Origin of the sequence: Brevefilum fermentans, from assembly GCF_900184705.1 — a bacterium.
Classification (GTDB): Bacteria; Chloroflexota; Anaerolineae; order Anaerolineales; family Anaerolineaceae; genus Brevifilum; species Brevifilum fermentans.
The window spans coordinates 2,239,695-2,256,122 of the sequence record NZ_LT859958.1; the positions used below are offsets into that span (position 1 = coordinate 2,239,695).

Consider the following 16,428-nt stretch of genomic DNA (forward strand, 5'->3'; position numbering starts at 1 on the left):
CTGATTAATTTCTCGTCGAATCCATTTCACCCGACGAGCTTCTCAGCCACATCCTTCAGGGCTAAAGCCTTAAAATCCGCCACAGACAGGGCGCCCAGTCGCTCGCCACTGCGACGGCGGACATCCACCTGGTTGTTTTCCATTTCACGGTCACCGATCACCAGCATGAAGGGCACTTTTTGTTTTTCAGCATCCCTGATTTTGGCGTTCATACGATCGCTGCGCTGATCCAATTTTACACGCAAGCCTGCCGTTTTAAGGTCTGCCGTGACTGCGCGGGCAAAGTCGACGTGGCGATCAGCAATTGGGATGATCACCGCCTGCACCGGCGCCAGCCAGAGCGGAAAGGCGCCGGCATAATGCTCGATCAAAATGCCGAAAAACCGCTCCATGCTGCCCATCAAAGCCCGGTGCACCATATACGGTTGATGAGGTTGCCCGTCTTCTTCAATATAGGTCATATCAAAGCGTTCCGGGTTATTGAAGTCAAACTGGATCGTCGAGAGCTGCCATTCACGCCCCAGCGCATCCTTGATCTTCAAATCGATCTTCGGACCGTAAAACGCACCTCCGCCTTTATCAACCTCATAGGGCAGTTCTGCCCGCTTCAGTGAGGCTTCCAGGGCTGCTTCGGCAGCCTGCCAGCGTTCGGGGTCGCCAACAGCCTTCTCCGGTCGCGTGCTCAAATAGGCGCTGATTTCGTTGAATCCGAAGGAGCGCAGAAAGTTCAGACTGAAGGAGAGCACGAAGTCGATCTCCTCTGGCATCTGCCCCGGTGTGCAAAAATGGTGGGCGTCATCCTGTGTGAAACCGCGTACCCGCATCAACCCATGCAACACCCCACTGCGCTCGTAGCGGTAGACCGTGCCCATTTCAGCATATCGCAAGGGCAGGTCGCGATAAGAACGGATATCGGATTTATAGATCTCGATATGGAAAGGGCAGTTCATCGGCTTGAGGTAATACTGTTGATTTTCAATCTCAATCGGCGAGTACATGTTCTCCGCATAGAAATCCAGGTGTCCGCTCGTCTTCCACAGGTCGGCTTTCCCGATATGCGGCGTGTAGACCAGATCATACCCGTTTTTCAGGTGCTCATCCTCCCAGAAGCGTTCTGACAGGTGACGAATCATGGCGCCCTTGGGATGCCATAATACCAGGCCCGAACCGACCGCATCACTGATGCTGTACAGGTCTAATTCCCGACCCAACTTGCGGTGATCGCGTTTTTTAGCTTCTTCTAAAAATTGCAGATATTGCTTGAGGTCCTGGGGCGAGAGCCACGCCGTTCCATAGATGCGCTGCAGCATGGGGTTATGCTCATCACCGCGCCAGTACGCGCCAGCCACACTCATCAATTTGATGGCTTTGGGGTTGATCTGACCCGTGGTCTCAAGGTGCGGTCCACGGCACAGGTCCACAAAGGTATCGCTCTTGTAAATGCTGATCACCGGTTTTTCATCAACCGGGTTGCCATGCTCATCCACCCCGCCTTCCTCAAGTCCGTCGATCAACTCCAGTTTATAGGGCTGATCTTTAAAGATTTCGCGGGCCTGGTCTGCTGAGACTTCCTCGTAGATGAAGGGTTCGTTGGCTTTGATGATTTCCCGCATGCGGGCTTCGATCTCTTCCAGGTCTTCCGGGGTCAACGGGCGCGGAAGGTCAAAGTCGTAGTAAAAGCCGTCCTCCACGGGTGGGCCAATTGCGACCTTGCCTTCCGGAAACTTCTCCAACACCGCCTGCGCCATCACATGCGCGGCGGAGTGCCGTAGCCGATAAAGCCTGGATTCTTCATATTTTTCAACCATCTTAATCCTCCTCCAGAAGATCATCTACCACCTGAGCGAAATTCGCACAGGGTTGTCAAACCATACTTAAACAAAAAAGCCCTCGCCCACTGGGGCGAGAGCAATCTCACGCGGTTCCACCCAGATTCGTCCGCGAGCTGCGCTCGGCGGACATCTCTTTGAGCCGTTAACGGGGCTATCCGTTCGCCTTATTCTGCCCGGGGCATTTCAGGTTCAAGCTCACGGGGGGTTTTGGCCGGTTCACGCCAGAGAAAACTTTCAGCCGCTGGTCTTCTCTCTCTGGTGGCGAGTGTGCCGGTTACTCGTCCCGGTCTACGCTGTGTATTTGAATAACAATATACTCCAACTCTTCCACTTAAGCAAGCGAATAGAGAGCCTGCGGTGATCATCAGTTCGGTAGATGAGGCTGTCATTTGAGAACGTCCTTCGACTGATATTTTGTCTATTTTCAAGGCGTTCTCTCCTGTTGTCTCGTGATATGAGGCAATATGATGCCGTATCCTTGGTTCAAATTTTATTGAGTTCGTTAATCGCTTATGATATACTAAATCATGTTTCCTTTCTTAATCTCTATTTTTTATCGTTTCCGGATGCGGAAAATATTAATCAAAATTTAAGCAACCTATTAATTAAACAGACAGGCAGGTCTCTATGGATGTGAAGTCTTTATCAGCCACTGAAGTCGTCAAGCCGAAACGGCGCTGGTATACCGTGCTGGCGTTATCATCAGCTGCACTGGTTGATTCAATGGAAAGCTTCGGTTACGAAATTCTGTGGCCCTATATGTATCGTTCATTGGGGGTGGCGATGAGTATGTTGGCGCCTATCCTGAGTGTTGGTAAGTTTATTGGCACCATTACCACCCCGATTTGGGGCGTACTGGCGGATCGTTACTCGCGAAAAGTGATGTTGATCGTGATGACCGGCATCTGGGGGCTGTGGACCGGGGTCATCGGGTTTGTGCAATCATTCTGGCAGTTGATGGTTGTGCGCGTATTGGCATCTTTGGGTTTGGCTGTTTTGTATCCGGTCGCATTTTCAATGATTAGTGACCTTTTTACCAGTGATAACCGGGGAAAAGCGATTGGAGTCATGACAGCGTTTGGCTTTAGCGGCAGTATGATTTCCACCGTCGTTCTCTCCACCCTTGCAACGACGGACCCAGAAGCCTGGCGTTATGGCTTCATTATTATGGGTTTGTCGAGCTTCATCACCGGCTTGATGTTATTGTTTGTCATTGAGCCGCCAAGGGGCAGCATGGAACCAGAACTGGCGGATGTGGTGGATAAGGAGACGGCACTTAAGTTTGACATAAAAAAAGTGCCAGTGCTCCTTAAAATCCCCAGTTACTGGATCTTGTTGGTGAATGATATTACGGATTGGATTGGTTTCTCAACGCTCACCGCCTGGGCGTTCACCTGGTTAGATTTGCTTGATCTTGGCACGGGCGGCATGCCCATGGTGATGCTGCTGATCTTTTGCGGTGTGATTCTCGGTCATATTGGTTTTGGCTGGTTCGGGGACTATTTAGACAAACGTTACCCTCGCCTGGGACGGATCACCCTGGGGCAGATCGGTCAGGTGCTCAGCGTTCTATCGATTATTGGGTTTCTTTATTTGGGCGCTGCCAATATCACTTACCTGTTGATCACCGGGCTTCTCTTTGGGTTATCCTTTTCAATGAAGTCAACGGGGGCTCGCGCGCCTTTATTACAGAACATCTTGCTACCTGAGTTGCGCGCATCCGGGAGGTCTTTCATTGAAATGGTATCCGGATTGGTGCTGACCGGATCCCTGACTTTTTCAGGCTGGCTTTTGAACCGGGTCGGAGAGGATCTGCAATTGATGATGTTATTGATGGTGCCAACGACGACATTTGCTGCAACGTTGGTCTGGTCACTTTTGTTCCGTTTTTATCCCGCAGACCGGATGCATTATAAGGCGATCCTGATGAACCAACGTCAAGAAATCCTTGATGATAAAGAAATATAAAAGTTGGTGTCTTATTTCACGCAGAGAAGCGAAATTACACAACCTCAAGGTAGTCGATCCCAGGTAAGGCTGCAAAAGCCGCATGCGGCTCAGTCTGGTACCAAAAAGCGACAGAAGCAATATCATCTGACCTTTGCAGGTAACGCATGGGTTTCACCACACGCCAGCCTAAATCCTGAATGGTGATCCGCAGGTCGGTTTTAAAGCGGATGGGGTCCATGATATGCCAGCGGTAGAGGCCAAACCTCGCTTGGCTTAATTTCAATCCATCGGGAAGGAGCACTTGGGGCATACCAAGAAAGGGGGTACTGAAGCGACCGTACTTTCTTTCATTTCCTTCACCTTCATAAAAACACCAGGCTCCGCCGAAATAATCCTCTGTCCCTGTACCGCAGATCGTGGGAAAGGCTTTGTCGCCGTCCAGGAAGACTTTGACCTCACCTTCCCCCCACCATCCGGATTGGATGGCTCCCCAGGCTAAGTAAGTGCCCACATAATGTCCCTGTCCCTTCACATTGTCGATGATGGTGAAGTCTTCTCCCCTGGGGAGTGGGTTTGCTCGGCGCCAAGCTGCATGCAGTGTAGCATGGTCGTCTGGAATTTGTGTTAATGTATAGTTGATCTGGTAAAAGAAGCTGTCAACTTTTTTATATCCAATATTCTCAAGCGTAACCCGGGCATTGCGATGGAAAGGCATCGGCCAGTAGGCGTTGAAACCGCCATTGGGGTTGACGACCACCGGCAATGAGTTGACCCGGCAGGGCACAGTCCATCCACAGCAGAAGAAATCTCCTAATGGGACTTCAATGGACGGCTCTTGTTCATCATCCCAATAAAAGCGCAAGATTAAAGAGCGCCAGTGTATTGAAGGGGTGGTGCACCAAATGTGTTGAATGCATCCAGGAGATGGGATCTCAGCTAATGTTGAAATTTCGCCGGGTTGAAGGGCGATAAAGGGTGATACTTTCCAACCCTGCCCCAGGTCGGCGGCTGCTCGTTCCCACTCCAACCCTGTGGTGGACATCCCACCTTCGCCTTTGGCGCCCGTCCTGTTTTCGGGACTGATGGAACGGGTTTCAGCCTGGGAAAGCCGTGATAAATTACCAAGAGTTAACCCAAAATCAAACATCGACATATCCGGCTCCTTTTCGCATATTGGGTTGTAGTGCCTCATTAATGTGCTGCTATGAACGGTTCGTATGAGGCAATTTTACCTTAGAATGACAGCTGCATCAGGGCAGCTTAAGAGCCTTGATGTGTGCCTGTAACCTTGCTTGATTTTATTCCACCACAATCAGAAATTGAGACAAGGTGTTTTTATGTGTGGAGAAGGGTAACGAACTGATGTGCCCGCTCTCCATTAATGCCACTCTGGAAGGCCTTCGGCGAAGTTTCCAGAGGAATTTGGTCATTCCCAAAAACTTCTCCGATTGCTTGGATCCATCGAAACACTTGATAAATACTCAAAGTACATATCTTCGTTAATGAGAAATTAATAATGTTATCATGGGCATAGTATCCAGTCTTTCACCAAAATTTTCTCTTTTCGCTCACACGTTTACACCCACCTCTGATCTTTCGTCAAAAGGAAAAACACAATGATCGAACTTCCTGACACAAGCCATCGCCAGGCATATTAACGAAACTCTCATCGGGAAAAGGGTCACATCGGTCTTAGCGGCTTCTTCTCCCCACAAATTCGCCTGTTACCACAACGACCCGGCTGGGTAGGCGCGGTACAGAAAAGAATCTGTTCGGTCAACCCGTCAGGCGTGCGGCTAATCGAGGCTTGCCCTGTCCCAATTGCAGCGTACCCATTCAAAAAGATTCCTTCCTGGGAGGCAGCATCATCACCTGCAGCCACTACCATCCACTTGACATTTCACCATAAAAATTCAGCACTCTTTTGGAAAACAAAAAAGCACCCGTACCCAACAGGTGCTTGATGGGTGATATAGGACTCGAACCTACGACCTTCGCGATGTCAACGCGACGCTCTAACCAACTGAGCTAACCACCCGAAAGTGTTAGCATTATACAGTCTGCCATCGATAAAATCAAGGGGAAACTATAAAACTCATCAACGTCCACTCGATCTTCATGGCTGGTCAATATCCCTTAAAGCATCGACAGCAATTTTCAACATCAAAACAGCAATGAGCATCGCCCAAAACACGATCCGCCAATTATCCTTTGCTTCAGACATTCCTCTTCTGTTGCACTTCAGTCCCGCTGTCAATGAAATCCCTATGCGAAACCCGATATGGGGTGAACGCGCGTTCGACATCACCCTGTTGATCAGATTTTAAACCATCAGCAACGCCCGTCCGCGCGCACAGGCAGCGAGGAACACCTTGTCCAACATCAAAAAACGCGAAAAAACCCTGATGATTTTTACTGGATAAGCCGTGAAAAGCCGAGATTCTATCAAAATTATGCTATCATTGTGACCAAAGGAGATACTGTACCATGCGTCCAGATTGGGATTCTTATTTCATGAAAATTGCTTATTCAGTATCCGAGCGCAGCACCTGTGACCGCGCCTTTGTGGGCTGTGTGCTGGTTCGTGATAAACGCATCCTGACCACCGGGTTTAACGGGTCGCCTGCCGGGCAAGCCCATTGTGACGAAGTGGGGCACCTGCTGGTGGAGGGACACTGTGTCCGCACCATTCATGCAGAGACCAATGCCATCATCCAGGCTGCCCTGCATGGCGTTTCCACCAAGGGTTGTTGGTGTTATGTGACGCATTTTCCCTGCCTTAATTGCACCAAGGCGCTGATCAACGCCGGAATCGCTCGCCTGATCTACCATGTGGCCTACCGTGTGGATGAACATGCAACAGAATTCTTACGCCTGGCTGAGATTGAGGTCTGTCAGTTAGATTTCACGCCCAATAACTTCGCTTAAAAACCCCAACGGCTCCCCGCGATGCTGATCATCATGGAAACATCGACCTTTGACGGGGAGCTGATAATCATCCGCTCACACCGGTTTTATGCCTTTTAAGGTCTGTCAAGTTTGCATAACTGGCAGAGTTGACGATAAATTTCGTTGTCTTTCGTCGCAATGATATTTCCCCAGCCCTGGGAATCAACCCGTTCGCAGGGGTAAGTGGAAAAACGCCGCCAGCGATGTGGCCCGCCGTATGACTTCACCGGGTACCACTCGGAGATGATGAGCCGGTATGCCCTGTCAACCAGGAAGTCAGCCAGTTGGTGAAAGCTGTAACCCAGGGGGAGTGTTTTTGCATCCTCAAACTCACACACAATGACCTTGGGGTGGGAAGATTGCGCCCATGGAAAACCTTTCAAGACCATCAGGTCAAACCCTTCGGTGTCAATTTTTAAAAAATCGACCGGCTTTGCTGAAAAGCCGTACTCCTCCAGCGCGTCGGTCAAAGTGGTCACGCTGACCTTTTCTGAAGCATGATGGCTCTCAAGGAAAGCCGAAAGCCCGCTGACACCACTTGACTCGGAGCTGACGAACAGGGTGACTTCCGGTTGTGCCCGGTCCGAGCAGGCTCGAGGATCAATAATGACGTTATTCCATGTAGAAAATGAATCTTCCAGCACGGCACGGTTGTTGGAGTCGGGTTCAAAGGCAAGCACCTGCCAGCCCAGTTCTGCAAACGGCGCCAAGCTCGAACCGTGATGCGCGCCGACATCGATCATCAACCCTGGATGTGAGCTGTTTTTAATTAAATCGTAAACGATTTTTGTTTCATCAGGGCGAAAGGAGCGGTCTAATTTTAACCTGAGGGTCGATATGATGCCTGGAATACCCTTCGTTTTGAGAATGGTTTGAGCCGTTTTCAGCTTTTTCATCAGCGCCATCATTTCACTCCTGCGATAAATTATCGAATTAATTAAGGTTTTCACATTTTACAAACAATTCGGTTTGACCGGGAACTCATTGTTTTATTTCAGCTGCGATTATACCTTGAAATTCCGACATCACCTCTCGAGCATAAACCAACGCATGCGTCATCTTGACCTTTCACCCCAAATCGGATAGACTCATAAATCGCACTTTGTGGCAATACAAGCTGGAAATATCTTGCCTTTAGGCTCATGCTTTGGTATAATCCTGCAGTCATTTGACGCGTCGTTCTTTAAAAAGTAGGGCCTGCCGATGTAGCTCAATGGTAGAGCAATCGCCTTGTAAGTGATAGGTTATGGGTTCGATTCCCATCATCGGCTCAGATTATACGCTTGTGATCGGGATGCATTTTAATCAATCATCCCGATCCCGAGCGGGTAATTAGCCCGTTTGATCCTGGACGGTTACCCAAGTGGACAAAGGGGACTGACTGTAAATCAGTTGGCACAGGCCTTCGTTGGTTCGAATCCAACACCGTCCATGTCTGGCAGCGCGGGTTGTCAGTCGGATCGGCTGCCCTCATAGCTCAGTTGGCAGAGCGCATTCTTGGTAAGAATGAGGTCATGGGTTCAAATCCCATTGAGGGCTTTCTGCCGAAATTAACATCATTGAAATTATGGTAAAGAATCTTTTTAGTTAAGGAGAAAGGAAGTTATGGGAAAACAAAAATTTGATCGCTCAAAACCGCATCTCAACGTAGGCACCATGGGACACATCGACCATGGTAAGACGACTTTGACAGCGGCGATCACCAAGGTTCAGGGTTTGCAAGGCTTCTCGAAAGCTCGCGGCTTCGCAACAATTGATAATGCGCCTGAGGAAAAAGAACGTGGCATCACCATCAATATTTCTCACGTGGAATACGAGACGGAAAACCGCCACTATGCTCACGTGGATATGCCCGGGCACAGGGACTACATCAAGAATATGATCACAGGTGCAGCACAGGTCGATGGCGCCATTCTGGTTGTGGCCGCACCTGATGGCCCCATGGACCAGACCAGGGAACACGTGTTGCTGGCGCGCCAGGTGGAAGTGCCGAGCATCGTGGTCTTCCTGAACAAGGTCGACATGATGGACGACCCTGAATTGCTGGAGCTGGTCGAGCTTGAGCTGCGCGAGATGCTGACAGGCTACGGATTCCCTGGAGATGAAATTCCGATCATTCACGGAAGTGCACTGAAGGCGTTGGAAAGCGAATCAACCGACCCGAACGCTGAGGAATACCAAAGCATTCACGAGTTGATGAAGGCTATCGATGAATACATCCCCGAGCCAATGCGTGAAGTCGACAAACCCTTCATGATGCCAGTTGAAGACGTGTTCTCGATCAAGGGCCGCGGCACCGTGGTAACCGGGCGTATTGAACGCGGCGTAATCCACACCGGCGACCCGGTTGATATCGTCGGTCTACAGGAAAAGAAATTGACCTCTGTCGTGACGGGTGTGGAAATGTTCCACAAGCTGCTCGATGAAGGCATGGCTGGTGACAACGTTGGTTTGTTGCTGCGCGGCATTGCTCGTGACGAAGTGGAACGAGGCATGGTGATTGCCAAACCGAATAGCATCACACCGCACACCAAGTTCGAAAGTGAAGTCTATATCCTCACCAAAGAGGAAGGTGGACGTCACAGCGCCTTCTTCACCGGTTACCGCCCACAGTTCTACATCCGAACCATGGATGTAACCGGCACGGTGACGCTGCCCGAAGGTGTGGAGATGGTCCTGCCGGGTGATCGTGTGAACCTGACCATTGAACTGATCGTACCGGTAGCCCTGGAGCAGGGTTCGCAATTCGCCATTCGCGAAGGCGGCCTGACCGTCGGCGCAGGTTTGATCACCAAAATTATTACCTAAATAGTTTTTATTGGAAGGATGACATGGTTGTCCTGATAAGAAGGGCAACCATGCTAGAATCAAAATGGCGAAGAAAAAAGGCATCCGTCCGGTTATTACACTGGAATGCACGAATTGCAAAGAACGCAATTACACGACGGAAAAGAACCGACGAAACGATCCAGCCCGGATGGAATTGAAAAAATATTGCTCTCGCTGCAGAGAACACACCCTGCATCGAGAGATTAAATGAGCATGCTGAGCTTGCGATTTTTGCAAAAAATGATGAGCAGCTCAGAAATGCACACAGGCCAGTAGCTCAATTTGGCAGAGCACCGCTCTCCAAAAGCGGGGGTTGCGGGTTCAAGTCCTGCCTGGCCTGCCTGGATTTTTTCAACGCCGTCTGTCATGGGCGGCGTTTTACGCCAAGACAAGGAGTGACCGGTGTCACAAAAAAAGAAAAAGAAATTGTCAATTATTCAAAAAATCCAACGCTTTTGGCGTGAAACCGTAGGTGAGCTTCGCAAGGTCACCTGGCCAACGCCCCCCGAAGCCTGGAAACTGACCAAACTCGTCATGATTGTTATGGTCATTTTGGCGACAATTCTGGGTGTGTTGGATTTCTTGTTTTCAAGATTGATCTCCTTCCTGGTTACCCTTTAATCGATTTTTAAAGGGTTTAAACAAAAAGAGTCGGACAAGGTAATTATGGCTGCAAACGATAAACCAGACGAACAAGTTCCAGAAGAGGAACAAAATACGACTGTTTCTGAATCCGAAGAAACGGTTGATATTCCTGTTCCGGCTGAAGATCCTGCTGCTGATTCCTTCAAAGACGAATTAGACGTTTCAGAAACCAAGGATTTCGAATCTTCGTCGCCAGAACAGTCATCCGCTGAAAAACTCGATGATCCCGGCGACGACCGAGCCTGGTATGTGGTCCACTGCTATTCAGGTTACGAGAATAAAGTGCGCCATAACCTCGAACAACGCATCGAATCAATGAACATGAAAGATCAGATCTTTGATGTGGTCATCCCTACTCAGGAAGAGATCGAGGTTCGAGATGGCAAACGCCGGTACATCGAACGGCATGTTTTTCCCGGATACGTGTTGGTCAACATGCTGTTGAGTGAAGAAAGCTGGTACGTTGTTCGCAACACTCCAGGTGTTACAGGCTTTGTGGGTATGGGCAACGAACCAACCCCCCTGCGCCCTGAAGAGGTCTCACAAATCCTCCGCCGCATGGAATCCGATGCCCCCACGATTAAGGTCACCTTTAAACCCGGCGAGAAAGTTCGCATTATTGATGGTCCGTTCAATGATTTTCCTGGTGTGGTGGACGAGATTGATATGGAACGTTCAAAGGTGCGTGTGTTAGTTAATTTCTTCGGGCGCTCAACGCCTGTTGAATTGGGCTTTTTACAAGTCGAAAAAATATAATCGTTTAAATCAGTTAGTTGTGGGAGGGTTTTAGCCCGTTTGAACCACAAAGGAGTATTGACGTGGCAAAGAAAGTAAAAGCAATTATTACCCTGCAAATTGAGGCTGGAAAGGCTAATCCGGCACCGCCGATTGGCCCAGCCCTGGCGCAGCACGGCGTGAACATTATGGCTTTCTGCAAAGACTATAACGGCCGTACGGCTTCACGCGCTGGCGATATCATCCCGGCGGAGATTACGATCTTTTTTGATGGCTCATTCCGTTTTAAACTGAAATCGCCACCAACGGCAATTTTACTGCGCAAAGCAGCCGGAATTGAGAAAGGTTCCAGTTTGCCTAATCGAGAAAATGTTGGAACCGTCACCCGTTCCCAGGTGCGTGAAATCGCCGAGCAAAAATTCAATGACATGAACGCGACCGATATTGAAGGTGCAATTAAGCAAATTGAAGGCACCGCCAGAAACATGGGTATTGAGATCAAAGATTAATCATTTAATGTGGGAGGGTAATGCGCCCGTTTGAACCACAAAGGAGTAATTATGGCAAGGCATGGTAAGAAATATTATGAAGTTATAAAGAAAATCGATCGGGATCAAGTCTATGATCCCGTTGAAGCCATTAAAGTATTGAAATCCGTCAGTTATGCCAATTTTGATGAGACCGTTGAAGTGCATGTGCGCACCGGTCTTGATCCGCGCCAGGCAGATCAACAAATTCGTGATGTGGTCGTGCTGCCAAATGGCCTTGGCAAGTCGGTGGTCGTGTTGGTATTTGCCCAGGGTGAAGGCGCAGACGCTGCCCGTGCAGCAGGTGCGGACTATATTGTCGATTCTGAAGAAATGGTCACCAAAATCCAGAACGGTTGGACAGAATTTGACGTAGCCATCGCGACCCCGGACATGATGGGGACGGTCGGTAAACTCGGGCGGGTTTTGGGACCGCGCGGCTTGATGCCCAACCCCAAAGCAGGCACCGTTGTCCAGGTTGATAATATGGCTGTTGCCATTGAAGAAGCCAAAGCAGGACGTGTTGAGTTTCGCCTTGATCGGACCGCCAACATCCATGTGCCAATCGGTAAACTTTCATTCACCGAAGAGGCACTGCGTGAAAATTTGGCTGCGTTTATGGTTGCTGTCCGCCAGGCACGGCCTGCAGCCGCCAGCGGCAACTTTATCCGCCGTGTGACCGTGACCTCTTCCATGGGGCCCGGTCTCAAAATTGACCACAATTCACCATCGCTGGTATTGTAATATTTTTTATTTGTGCTATAATCTGGCGATGCAGTAGACAATTGAATAATTCTTTGCTGAAGAAAGCAGGTGCTCCCGAGGGAGCTTAATATCCCGCCGAGGTGAAGACAGAGTGAAAATTCGGTGCCAAAGCGCATCTTGCACAGAAGTCCTTGCCTCAGCAAAAACGGAAGCAAGGACTTCAATGCTTAACAATTTAGAACCGGAAGGAGGTGAACACATTGGCGTTTACTCGAAAAGAAAAAGAAGCAATTGTCGAACAATATAAACAATGGGTCGATAACAGCAATGCATTCTTTGTGTTGTCTTACCAAAAGATGAACATGAGTGCCATCAATGAAGCACGTGAGAAACTGCGTGAAGTTAATGCTGAGATCCATGTTGTTAAAAACCGCTTGTTTAAACTCGCCCTTGACGAAAAACAACTGCCGTATGACCCAGAATTCTGGGAGGAAAACAACATCGTCGGTTTTGCGTTTAGTGATGCGCCCGCCACAGCCAAAGTGATCACAGAGATCACAAAATCAAATATCTTTGGCATTCGGATGGGCTATATGGACCAGAGAGCGCTCACCGCTGAAAATGTCAAAGCCCTGGCAGATCTTCCAACCCTGCCCGTCATGCGTGGAATTTTGCTTGGAACGATTATGGCTTCAGCATCAAAGCTGGTTCGCACCCTGGCAGAACCTGCTCGTTCAATGGCTGCGGTTATCAAAGCCTTCTCAGAAGAAGGCCAGGCTGCCTGAGTGTTCTGGCAAGTTTAATATTAATCAATAATAAGTAAAAATCATACAAACCAATTGTAAGGAGAATTATAAAAATGGCTGATTTAGAAAAATTAATGGCTGAATTAAGCGAGTTGACCGTGTTAGAAGCCTCTGAACTCGTCAAAATGCTGGAAGAAAAATGGGGCGTTTCCGCTGCTGCTCCTGTTGCTGCCATGGTCGCAGGCCCGGCCGCTGCTGAAGTAGTGGAAGAAGTTGAAGAGAAGACTGAATTTGATGTGATCATCAAAGACGCTGGACCAAAGAAGATTGAAACCATCAAAGTCATTCGTCAATTGACCAACCTGGGCTTGGTTGACGCCAAGACCTTGGCTGAAACAGCCGGTGGCAAGGTTCTCGAAGCCGTCGGCAAAGATATTGCTAACGAAGCGAAAGAAAAACTCGAAGCCGCTGGCGCGGTTGTCGAACTACAATAACATCGTTCGCAATTCACAAACCAACCAACAAGCCCCGCTCTATTGGCACATGTGTGCACTTTAGGATGGGGCTTGTTCCCGTTTAGAAACGTCCCCGTCGGCAATCAGCCTGGGGGCATTTTTATTGAGATTATGATCAATCAAGCAGCCGTGAGCTATGCTTGATCCAGCCGGCGAATGACCAGGACGACCTTGCCTTGCACCTGTACATGGGCAGGGTCATCAATGATGATCGGTTTCATCAGCGGGTTGGCAGGTTGCAAGCGGACATGCCCGCCTTCAAGGTAAAAATACTTGAGCGTGGTTTCATCACGGTCAGCAAGCCACACCGCCACCATTTCGCCGTTATTGGCTTGAGTTACCGGTCGCATGATGACAATATCGCCATCGTTGACCATGGCATCGATCATCGAATCCCCCTGGACTTCCAGCGCAAACAGGTCTTCTGCTTTCTCCTTGAGCGGGAGCAGGCTGCGCGCAATGTCAATGCCGGTTTCTGAGTCAAAATAATTGAAATCCGAGGAGGGCACCGGCACCGGTTCACCCGCAACGATGCGCCCAATCACCGGCACGCTGAACATCTCTGTGATGTCCTGGGCTGTCTTGAGCAGATTGCCTTCCAGGTTTCGCAATAACCGAATCCCGCGCGAAACGTTGTCCTCACGCTCAATGTAATGCATTTCTTCGAGTTGTTTAAGGTAATAATTGACCACCGAGGTGGAGGAGATGTCGGTGTTTTCACCAATTTCTCGGATTGAGGGGGGATAGCCATTTTCTGCTTGAAATTGTTTCAGAAATTTCAAAATTTTCTTATGTCGTTCGCTAAGTCCTGCTCTTTTTCTCGCCATCATCTCAGGCTCCTTTTGCTAAATACTGCTCATTTGTGCTATGATTACCTCCAATCATACCCGAACATCTGTTCAGTGTCAAGGATAAATTCAACCTTTATTGAGGCTAATCCGAGGCAAAACCACTGTCTCTGTTGGAGCAAAAGGTATAATGGTGAGGCTATGAAAAGCAAATCATCGGCAATTGAAATGATTGAGGTTTCTGGATGAAGTCAAACTCTTCCAATCAGATTAAAAAATTCTTTTCAGAAATTCATTTTTCACGAAACGATGTGTGGGATTTCGCATTGATCCTGGTTGGCGCCCTGATCCAGGCGGCAGCGATGAGCTTATTTCTGGTACCGGCGGACCTGGTCAGCGGTGGAATCAGCGGCCTGGCGCAATTAATCCATCATTACACAGAATTTCCAATTGGCTTGATGGTCTTTTTAGGTAATATTCCCTTATTTATCCTGGGATGGAAACATCTGGGCGGTCCGCGGTTTGCCATCCGCACTGTGGTGTCGATCATCGCATTTTCAGCCTTTACTGACCTGCTGATGCTGTTTTTGCCGCGCGGCGGCGTAACGGATGACCCCGTGCTCAACACCATCTACGGGGGGTTGTTGTTGGGCGTCGGGTTGGGAATCGTCTACCGTGGACGCGGCACCAGCGGAGGCTCAGATATTCTCGGACGCATCCTCAACTTCCGCTTTCATCTCACCATCTCGCATGCGTATTTAATCACCGATTCGCTGGTGGTGCTGGCAGCAGGCTTTGTCTTTGGCTGGACCAAAGCGCTTTATGGCTTAGTTTTGATCTATGTCAGCGGGTTGGCGGCAGAACTCGCACTGGAGGGAACCAATGTCGTTCGCTCAGCCATGATCGTCACCACGCAAACCGATGCGATTACACAGGCAATCATGAAAGATCTTGAACGCGGCGTCACCATCCTTGAAGGCACAGGCGGTTACACGGGTGAGCCGCGCGATGTGGTTTATTGTGTGGTCTCCCGCATGGATGTTCCCCGCTTAAAAACCCTGGTTCACGAAAATGATCCCCATGCCTTTATGGTGATTGGTCAGGCACAGGAAGCCCTGGGAGAAGGTTTTACCCCGTTGAAGGTTGACCATCACTGAGCCGTGATTATCAGCCTTCTAATATCTCGAAACTGGTGCTGATTTCTGCAACGCCGCGCAGGGTTGCTGCCACCGAGCAATATTTTTCTTCCGACAGATCGATCGCTTGCTGAACGCTTTTCGCACTCAGCCCCTCACCTTTGAGGAGGAAATGCAGGTGAATTTTTCGAAAAGCCCAGGGTGCGCTTTCATCCTGTTCCGCAGTCACCTTGGCTTCAAGGAACGAAAGCGGCGTTTTTTTCTTCTCCAAAATGCCCACCACGTCGAAAGCAGCGCAACCTGCCAGCGCCGAAAGGATCAGCTCAGAGGGTTTCATGCCAAAATTCTCACCCGGTGCGGATAGAGTCACCGAGTGACCCGTCGAATCGGTGGAGACGAATCGTCTTCCATCCGGAATCCAGCGTAATACGGTGTTAGCTGCCATTATTGCTCCTTAATCATGTCTTTCACTCAGAGAGTTTTCCCAACATTTTAATTAAATCCGTCATCGTGGCTTTTTGAACATCCAGGTCGTCCGAGTCGTCCATGTTCAACAGGCATTCGCTGACCACACCCTGTAAATAGCTCAGGCTGGCGGATTGCACCGCAGCACGGATGGCAATCAACTGCTGAAAGACCTCTCTGCAATCTCGGTCGTCGGCAATCATCTTCTGCACACCCCGCAACTGACCTTCCACCCTCGCCAGGCGATGAATCACCGGTTCTTTTTCTCGGATGTTTTTTGTCTGCAACATATGGATTTATTCTTTCCAGACCACCGGTCTTAGGAATGTTATCCTGCTCAACGGAAGGGCCCAGAACTGACGCAACCCCCAGCGCTTTGGGATTGCCCGGAACTGATCGCTGCAATTGTTGAAAGGCGTTTGCGCGTCTTCCTCGATTGGCATCCCGGGCACTCCGGGGTGTTGCTGTTTGGGTCAGAAAAGCGCACCAGTTTCTCAAAGTCCTGGTCGCAATTATCACAGTGATAAGCATAAAGCGGCATAGGTTTCACTCTCCAATATACTATACTGGGGTATAGTGTATTATTTTTAAATCGGTTTGTCAAGA

General features: G+C 49.4%; 18 protein-coding genes and 5 tRNA genes. 15 read left to right on the plus strand and 8 right to left on the minus strand.

Annotation, left to right across the window (positions count from 1 at the left end):
• Positions 1 to 26: 26 nt before the first annotated feature.
• Positions 27 to 1,808, minus strand: coding sequence for a threonine--tRNA ligase (thrS, locus tag CFX1CAM_RS09735; RefSeq protein ID WP_087862842.1), 1,782 nt, complete (start codon positions 1,806 to 1,808; stop codon positions 27 to 29).
• A gap of 651 nt (positions 1,809 to 2,459) precedes the next feature.
• On the opposite strand from thrS, the gene CFX1CAM_RS09740 reads away from it, so the two are divergent.
• Positions 2,460 to 3,800, plus strand: coding sequence for an MFS transporter (locus CFX1CAM_RS09740; protein WP_087862843.1), 1,341 nt, complete (start codon positions 2,460 to 2,462; stop codon positions 3,798 to 3,800).
• Between the two features lie 34 nt (positions 3,801 to 3,834).
• Here CFX1CAM_RS09740 and CFX1CAM_RS09745 read toward each other — a convergent pair whose 3' ends face one another.
• Positions 3,835 to 4,935, minus strand: a complete 1,101-nt coding sequence (locus tag CFX1CAM_RS09745) for a glycoside hydrolase family 172 protein (protein ID WP_087862844.1) — start codon at positions 4,933 to 4,935, stop codon at positions 3,835 to 3,837.
• A gap of 811 nt (positions 4,936 to 5,746) precedes the next feature.
• Positions 5,747 to 5,820: transfer RNA gene (locus tag CFX1CAM_RS09755), tRNA-Val, on the minus strand.
• 449 nt (positions 5,821 to 6,269) lie between these two features.
• Between CFX1CAM_RS09755 and CFX1CAM_RS09760 the strand changes: the two genes are divergently transcribed.
• Positions 6,270 to 6,710, plus strand: coding sequence for a deoxycytidylate deaminase (locus CFX1CAM_RS09760; RefSeq protein ID WP_087862846.1), 441 nt, complete (start codon positions 6,270 to 6,272; stop codon positions 6,708 to 6,710).
• Between the two features lie 95 nt (positions 6,711 to 6,805).
• Here the strand turns inward: CFX1CAM_RS09760 and CFX1CAM_RS09765 are convergent, their stop codons facing one another.
• Entirely contained in the window at positions 6,806 to 7,636 is an 831-nt protein-coding gene (locus CFX1CAM_RS09765) for an FkbM family methyltransferase (RefSeq protein ID WP_157891839.1), read from the minus strand.
• 294 nt (positions 7,637 to 7,930) lie between these two features.
• Here CFX1CAM_RS09765 and CFX1CAM_RS09770 point away from each other — a divergent pair.
• From CFX1CAM_RS09770 to rplL, 12 genes are all read left to right on the plus strand, one after another.
• Positions 7,931 to 8,002: transfer RNA gene (locus tag CFX1CAM_RS09770), tRNA-Thr, on the plus strand.
• A gap of 78 nt (positions 8,003 to 8,080) precedes the next feature.
• Positions 8,081 to 8,163, plus strand: a tRNA-Tyr gene (locus CFX1CAM_RS09775).
• 34 nt (positions 8,164 to 8,197) lie between these two features.
• A tRNA-Thr gene (locus CFX1CAM_RS09780) sits at positions 8,198 to 8,270 on the plus strand.
• A gap of 66 nt (positions 8,271 to 8,336) precedes the next feature.
• Positions 8,337 to 9,539 (plus strand): elongation factor Tu, encoded by a 1,203-nt coding sequence (gene tuf, locus CFX1CAM_RS09785; RefSeq protein WP_087862848.1) that lies wholly within the window; start codon positions 8,337 to 8,339, stop codon positions 9,537 to 9,539.
• Positions 9,540 to 9,603: 64 nt separating this feature from the next.
• Entirely contained in the window at positions 9,604 to 9,771 is a 168-nt protein-coding gene (gene rpmG, locus CFX1CAM_RS09790; RefSeq protein WP_087862849.1) for a 50S ribosomal protein L33, read from the plus strand.
• Between the two features lie 55 nt (positions 9,772 to 9,826).
• A tRNA-Trp gene (locus CFX1CAM_RS09795) sits at positions 9,827 to 9,900 on the plus strand.
• A gap of 62 nt (positions 9,901 to 9,962) precedes the next feature.
• Entirely contained in the window at positions 9,963 to 10,181 is a 219-nt protein-coding gene (gene secE, locus CFX1CAM_RS09800) for a preprotein translocase subunit SecE (RefSeq protein WP_197687126.1), read from the plus strand.
• A gap of 273 nt (positions 10,182 to 10,454) precedes the next feature.
• Positions 10,455 to 10,961 carry a transcription termination/antitermination protein NusG gene (gene nusG / locus CFX1CAM_RS09805; protein ID WP_231941028.1) on the plus strand — a complete coding sequence of 169 codons (507 nt, stop codon included), beginning with the start codon at positions 10,455 to 10,457 and terminating at the stop codon, positions 10,959 to 10,961.
• Between the two features lie 62 nt (positions 10,962 to 11,023).
• The gene (gene rplK / locus CFX1CAM_RS09810) at positions 11,024 to 11,449 is read left to right on the plus strand and encodes a 50S ribosomal protein L11 (protein WP_087862851.1); all 426 of its coding nucleotides are present in this window, start codon (positions 11,024 to 11,026) and stop codon (positions 11,447 to 11,449) included.
• Between the two features lie 51 nt (positions 11,450 to 11,500).
• The gene (gene rplA / locus CFX1CAM_RS09815; protein ID WP_087862852.1) at positions 11,501 to 12,211 is read left to right on the plus strand and encodes a 50S ribosomal protein L1; all 711 of its coding nucleotides are present in this window, start codon (positions 11,501 to 11,503) and stop codon (positions 12,209 to 12,211) included.
• 221 nt (positions 12,212 to 12,432) lie between these two features.
• On the plus strand, positions 12,433 to 12,957 hold the full coding sequence (gene rplJ / locus CFX1CAM_RS09820; RefSeq protein WP_157891840.1) for a 50S ribosomal protein L10: 525 nt from the start codon (positions 12,433 to 12,435) through the stop codon (positions 12,955 to 12,957).
• Between the two features lie 74 nt (positions 12,958 to 13,031).
• Positions 13,032 to 13,412: a 50S ribosomal protein L7/L12 gene (gene rplL / locus CFX1CAM_RS09825; RefSeq protein ID WP_087862854.1), complete on the plus strand. Its 381-nt coding sequence runs from the start codon at positions 13,032 to 13,034 to the stop codon at positions 13,410 to 13,412.
• Positions 13,413 to 13,567: 155 nt separating this feature from the next.
• Here rplL and lexA read toward each other — a convergent pair whose 3' ends face one another.
• Positions 13,568 to 14,260 (minus strand): transcriptional repressor LexA, encoded by a 693-nt coding sequence (gene lexA / locus CFX1CAM_RS09830; protein WP_157891841.1) that lies wholly within the window; start codon positions 14,258 to 14,260, stop codon positions 13,568 to 13,570.
• Between the two features lie 206 nt (positions 14,261 to 14,466).
• On the opposite strand from lexA, the gene CFX1CAM_RS09835 reads away from it, so the two are divergent.
• Positions 14,467 to 15,378, plus strand: a complete 912-nt coding sequence (locus CFX1CAM_RS09835; protein WP_087862856.1) for a YitT family protein — start codon at positions 14,467 to 14,469, stop codon at positions 15,376 to 15,378.
• 10 nt (positions 15,379 to 15,388) lie between these two features.
• On the opposite strand, the gene CFX1CAM_RS09840 is transcribed toward CFX1CAM_RS09835, so the two are convergent.
• From CFX1CAM_RS09840 to CFX1CAM_RS11770, 3 genes are read right to left on the minus strand one after another with little or no spacing between them, the layout of a single operon-like run.
• Complete coding sequence (locus tag CFX1CAM_RS09840; protein ID WP_087862857.1) at positions 15,389 to 15,802, minus strand: OsmC family protein; 414 nt, start codon at positions 15,800 to 15,802, stop codon at positions 15,389 to 15,391.
• Between the two features lie 22 nt (positions 15,803 to 15,824).
• Positions 15,825 to 16,112 carry a metal-sensitive transcriptional regulator gene (locus tag CFX1CAM_RS09845; RefSeq protein ID WP_087862858.1) on the minus strand — a complete coding sequence of 96 codons (288 nt, stop codon included), beginning with the start codon at positions 16,110 to 16,112 and terminating at the stop codon, positions 15,825 to 15,827.
• A 47-nt stretch (positions 16,113 to 16,159) separates the two neighbouring features.
• The gene (locus CFX1CAM_RS11770; RefSeq protein WP_087862859.1) at positions 16,160 to 16,363 is read right to left on the minus strand and encodes an FmdB family zinc ribbon protein; all 204 of its coding nucleotides are present in this window, start codon (positions 16,361 to 16,363) and stop codon (positions 16,160 to 16,162) included.
• Positions 16,364 to 16,428 lie beyond the last annotated feature (65 nt).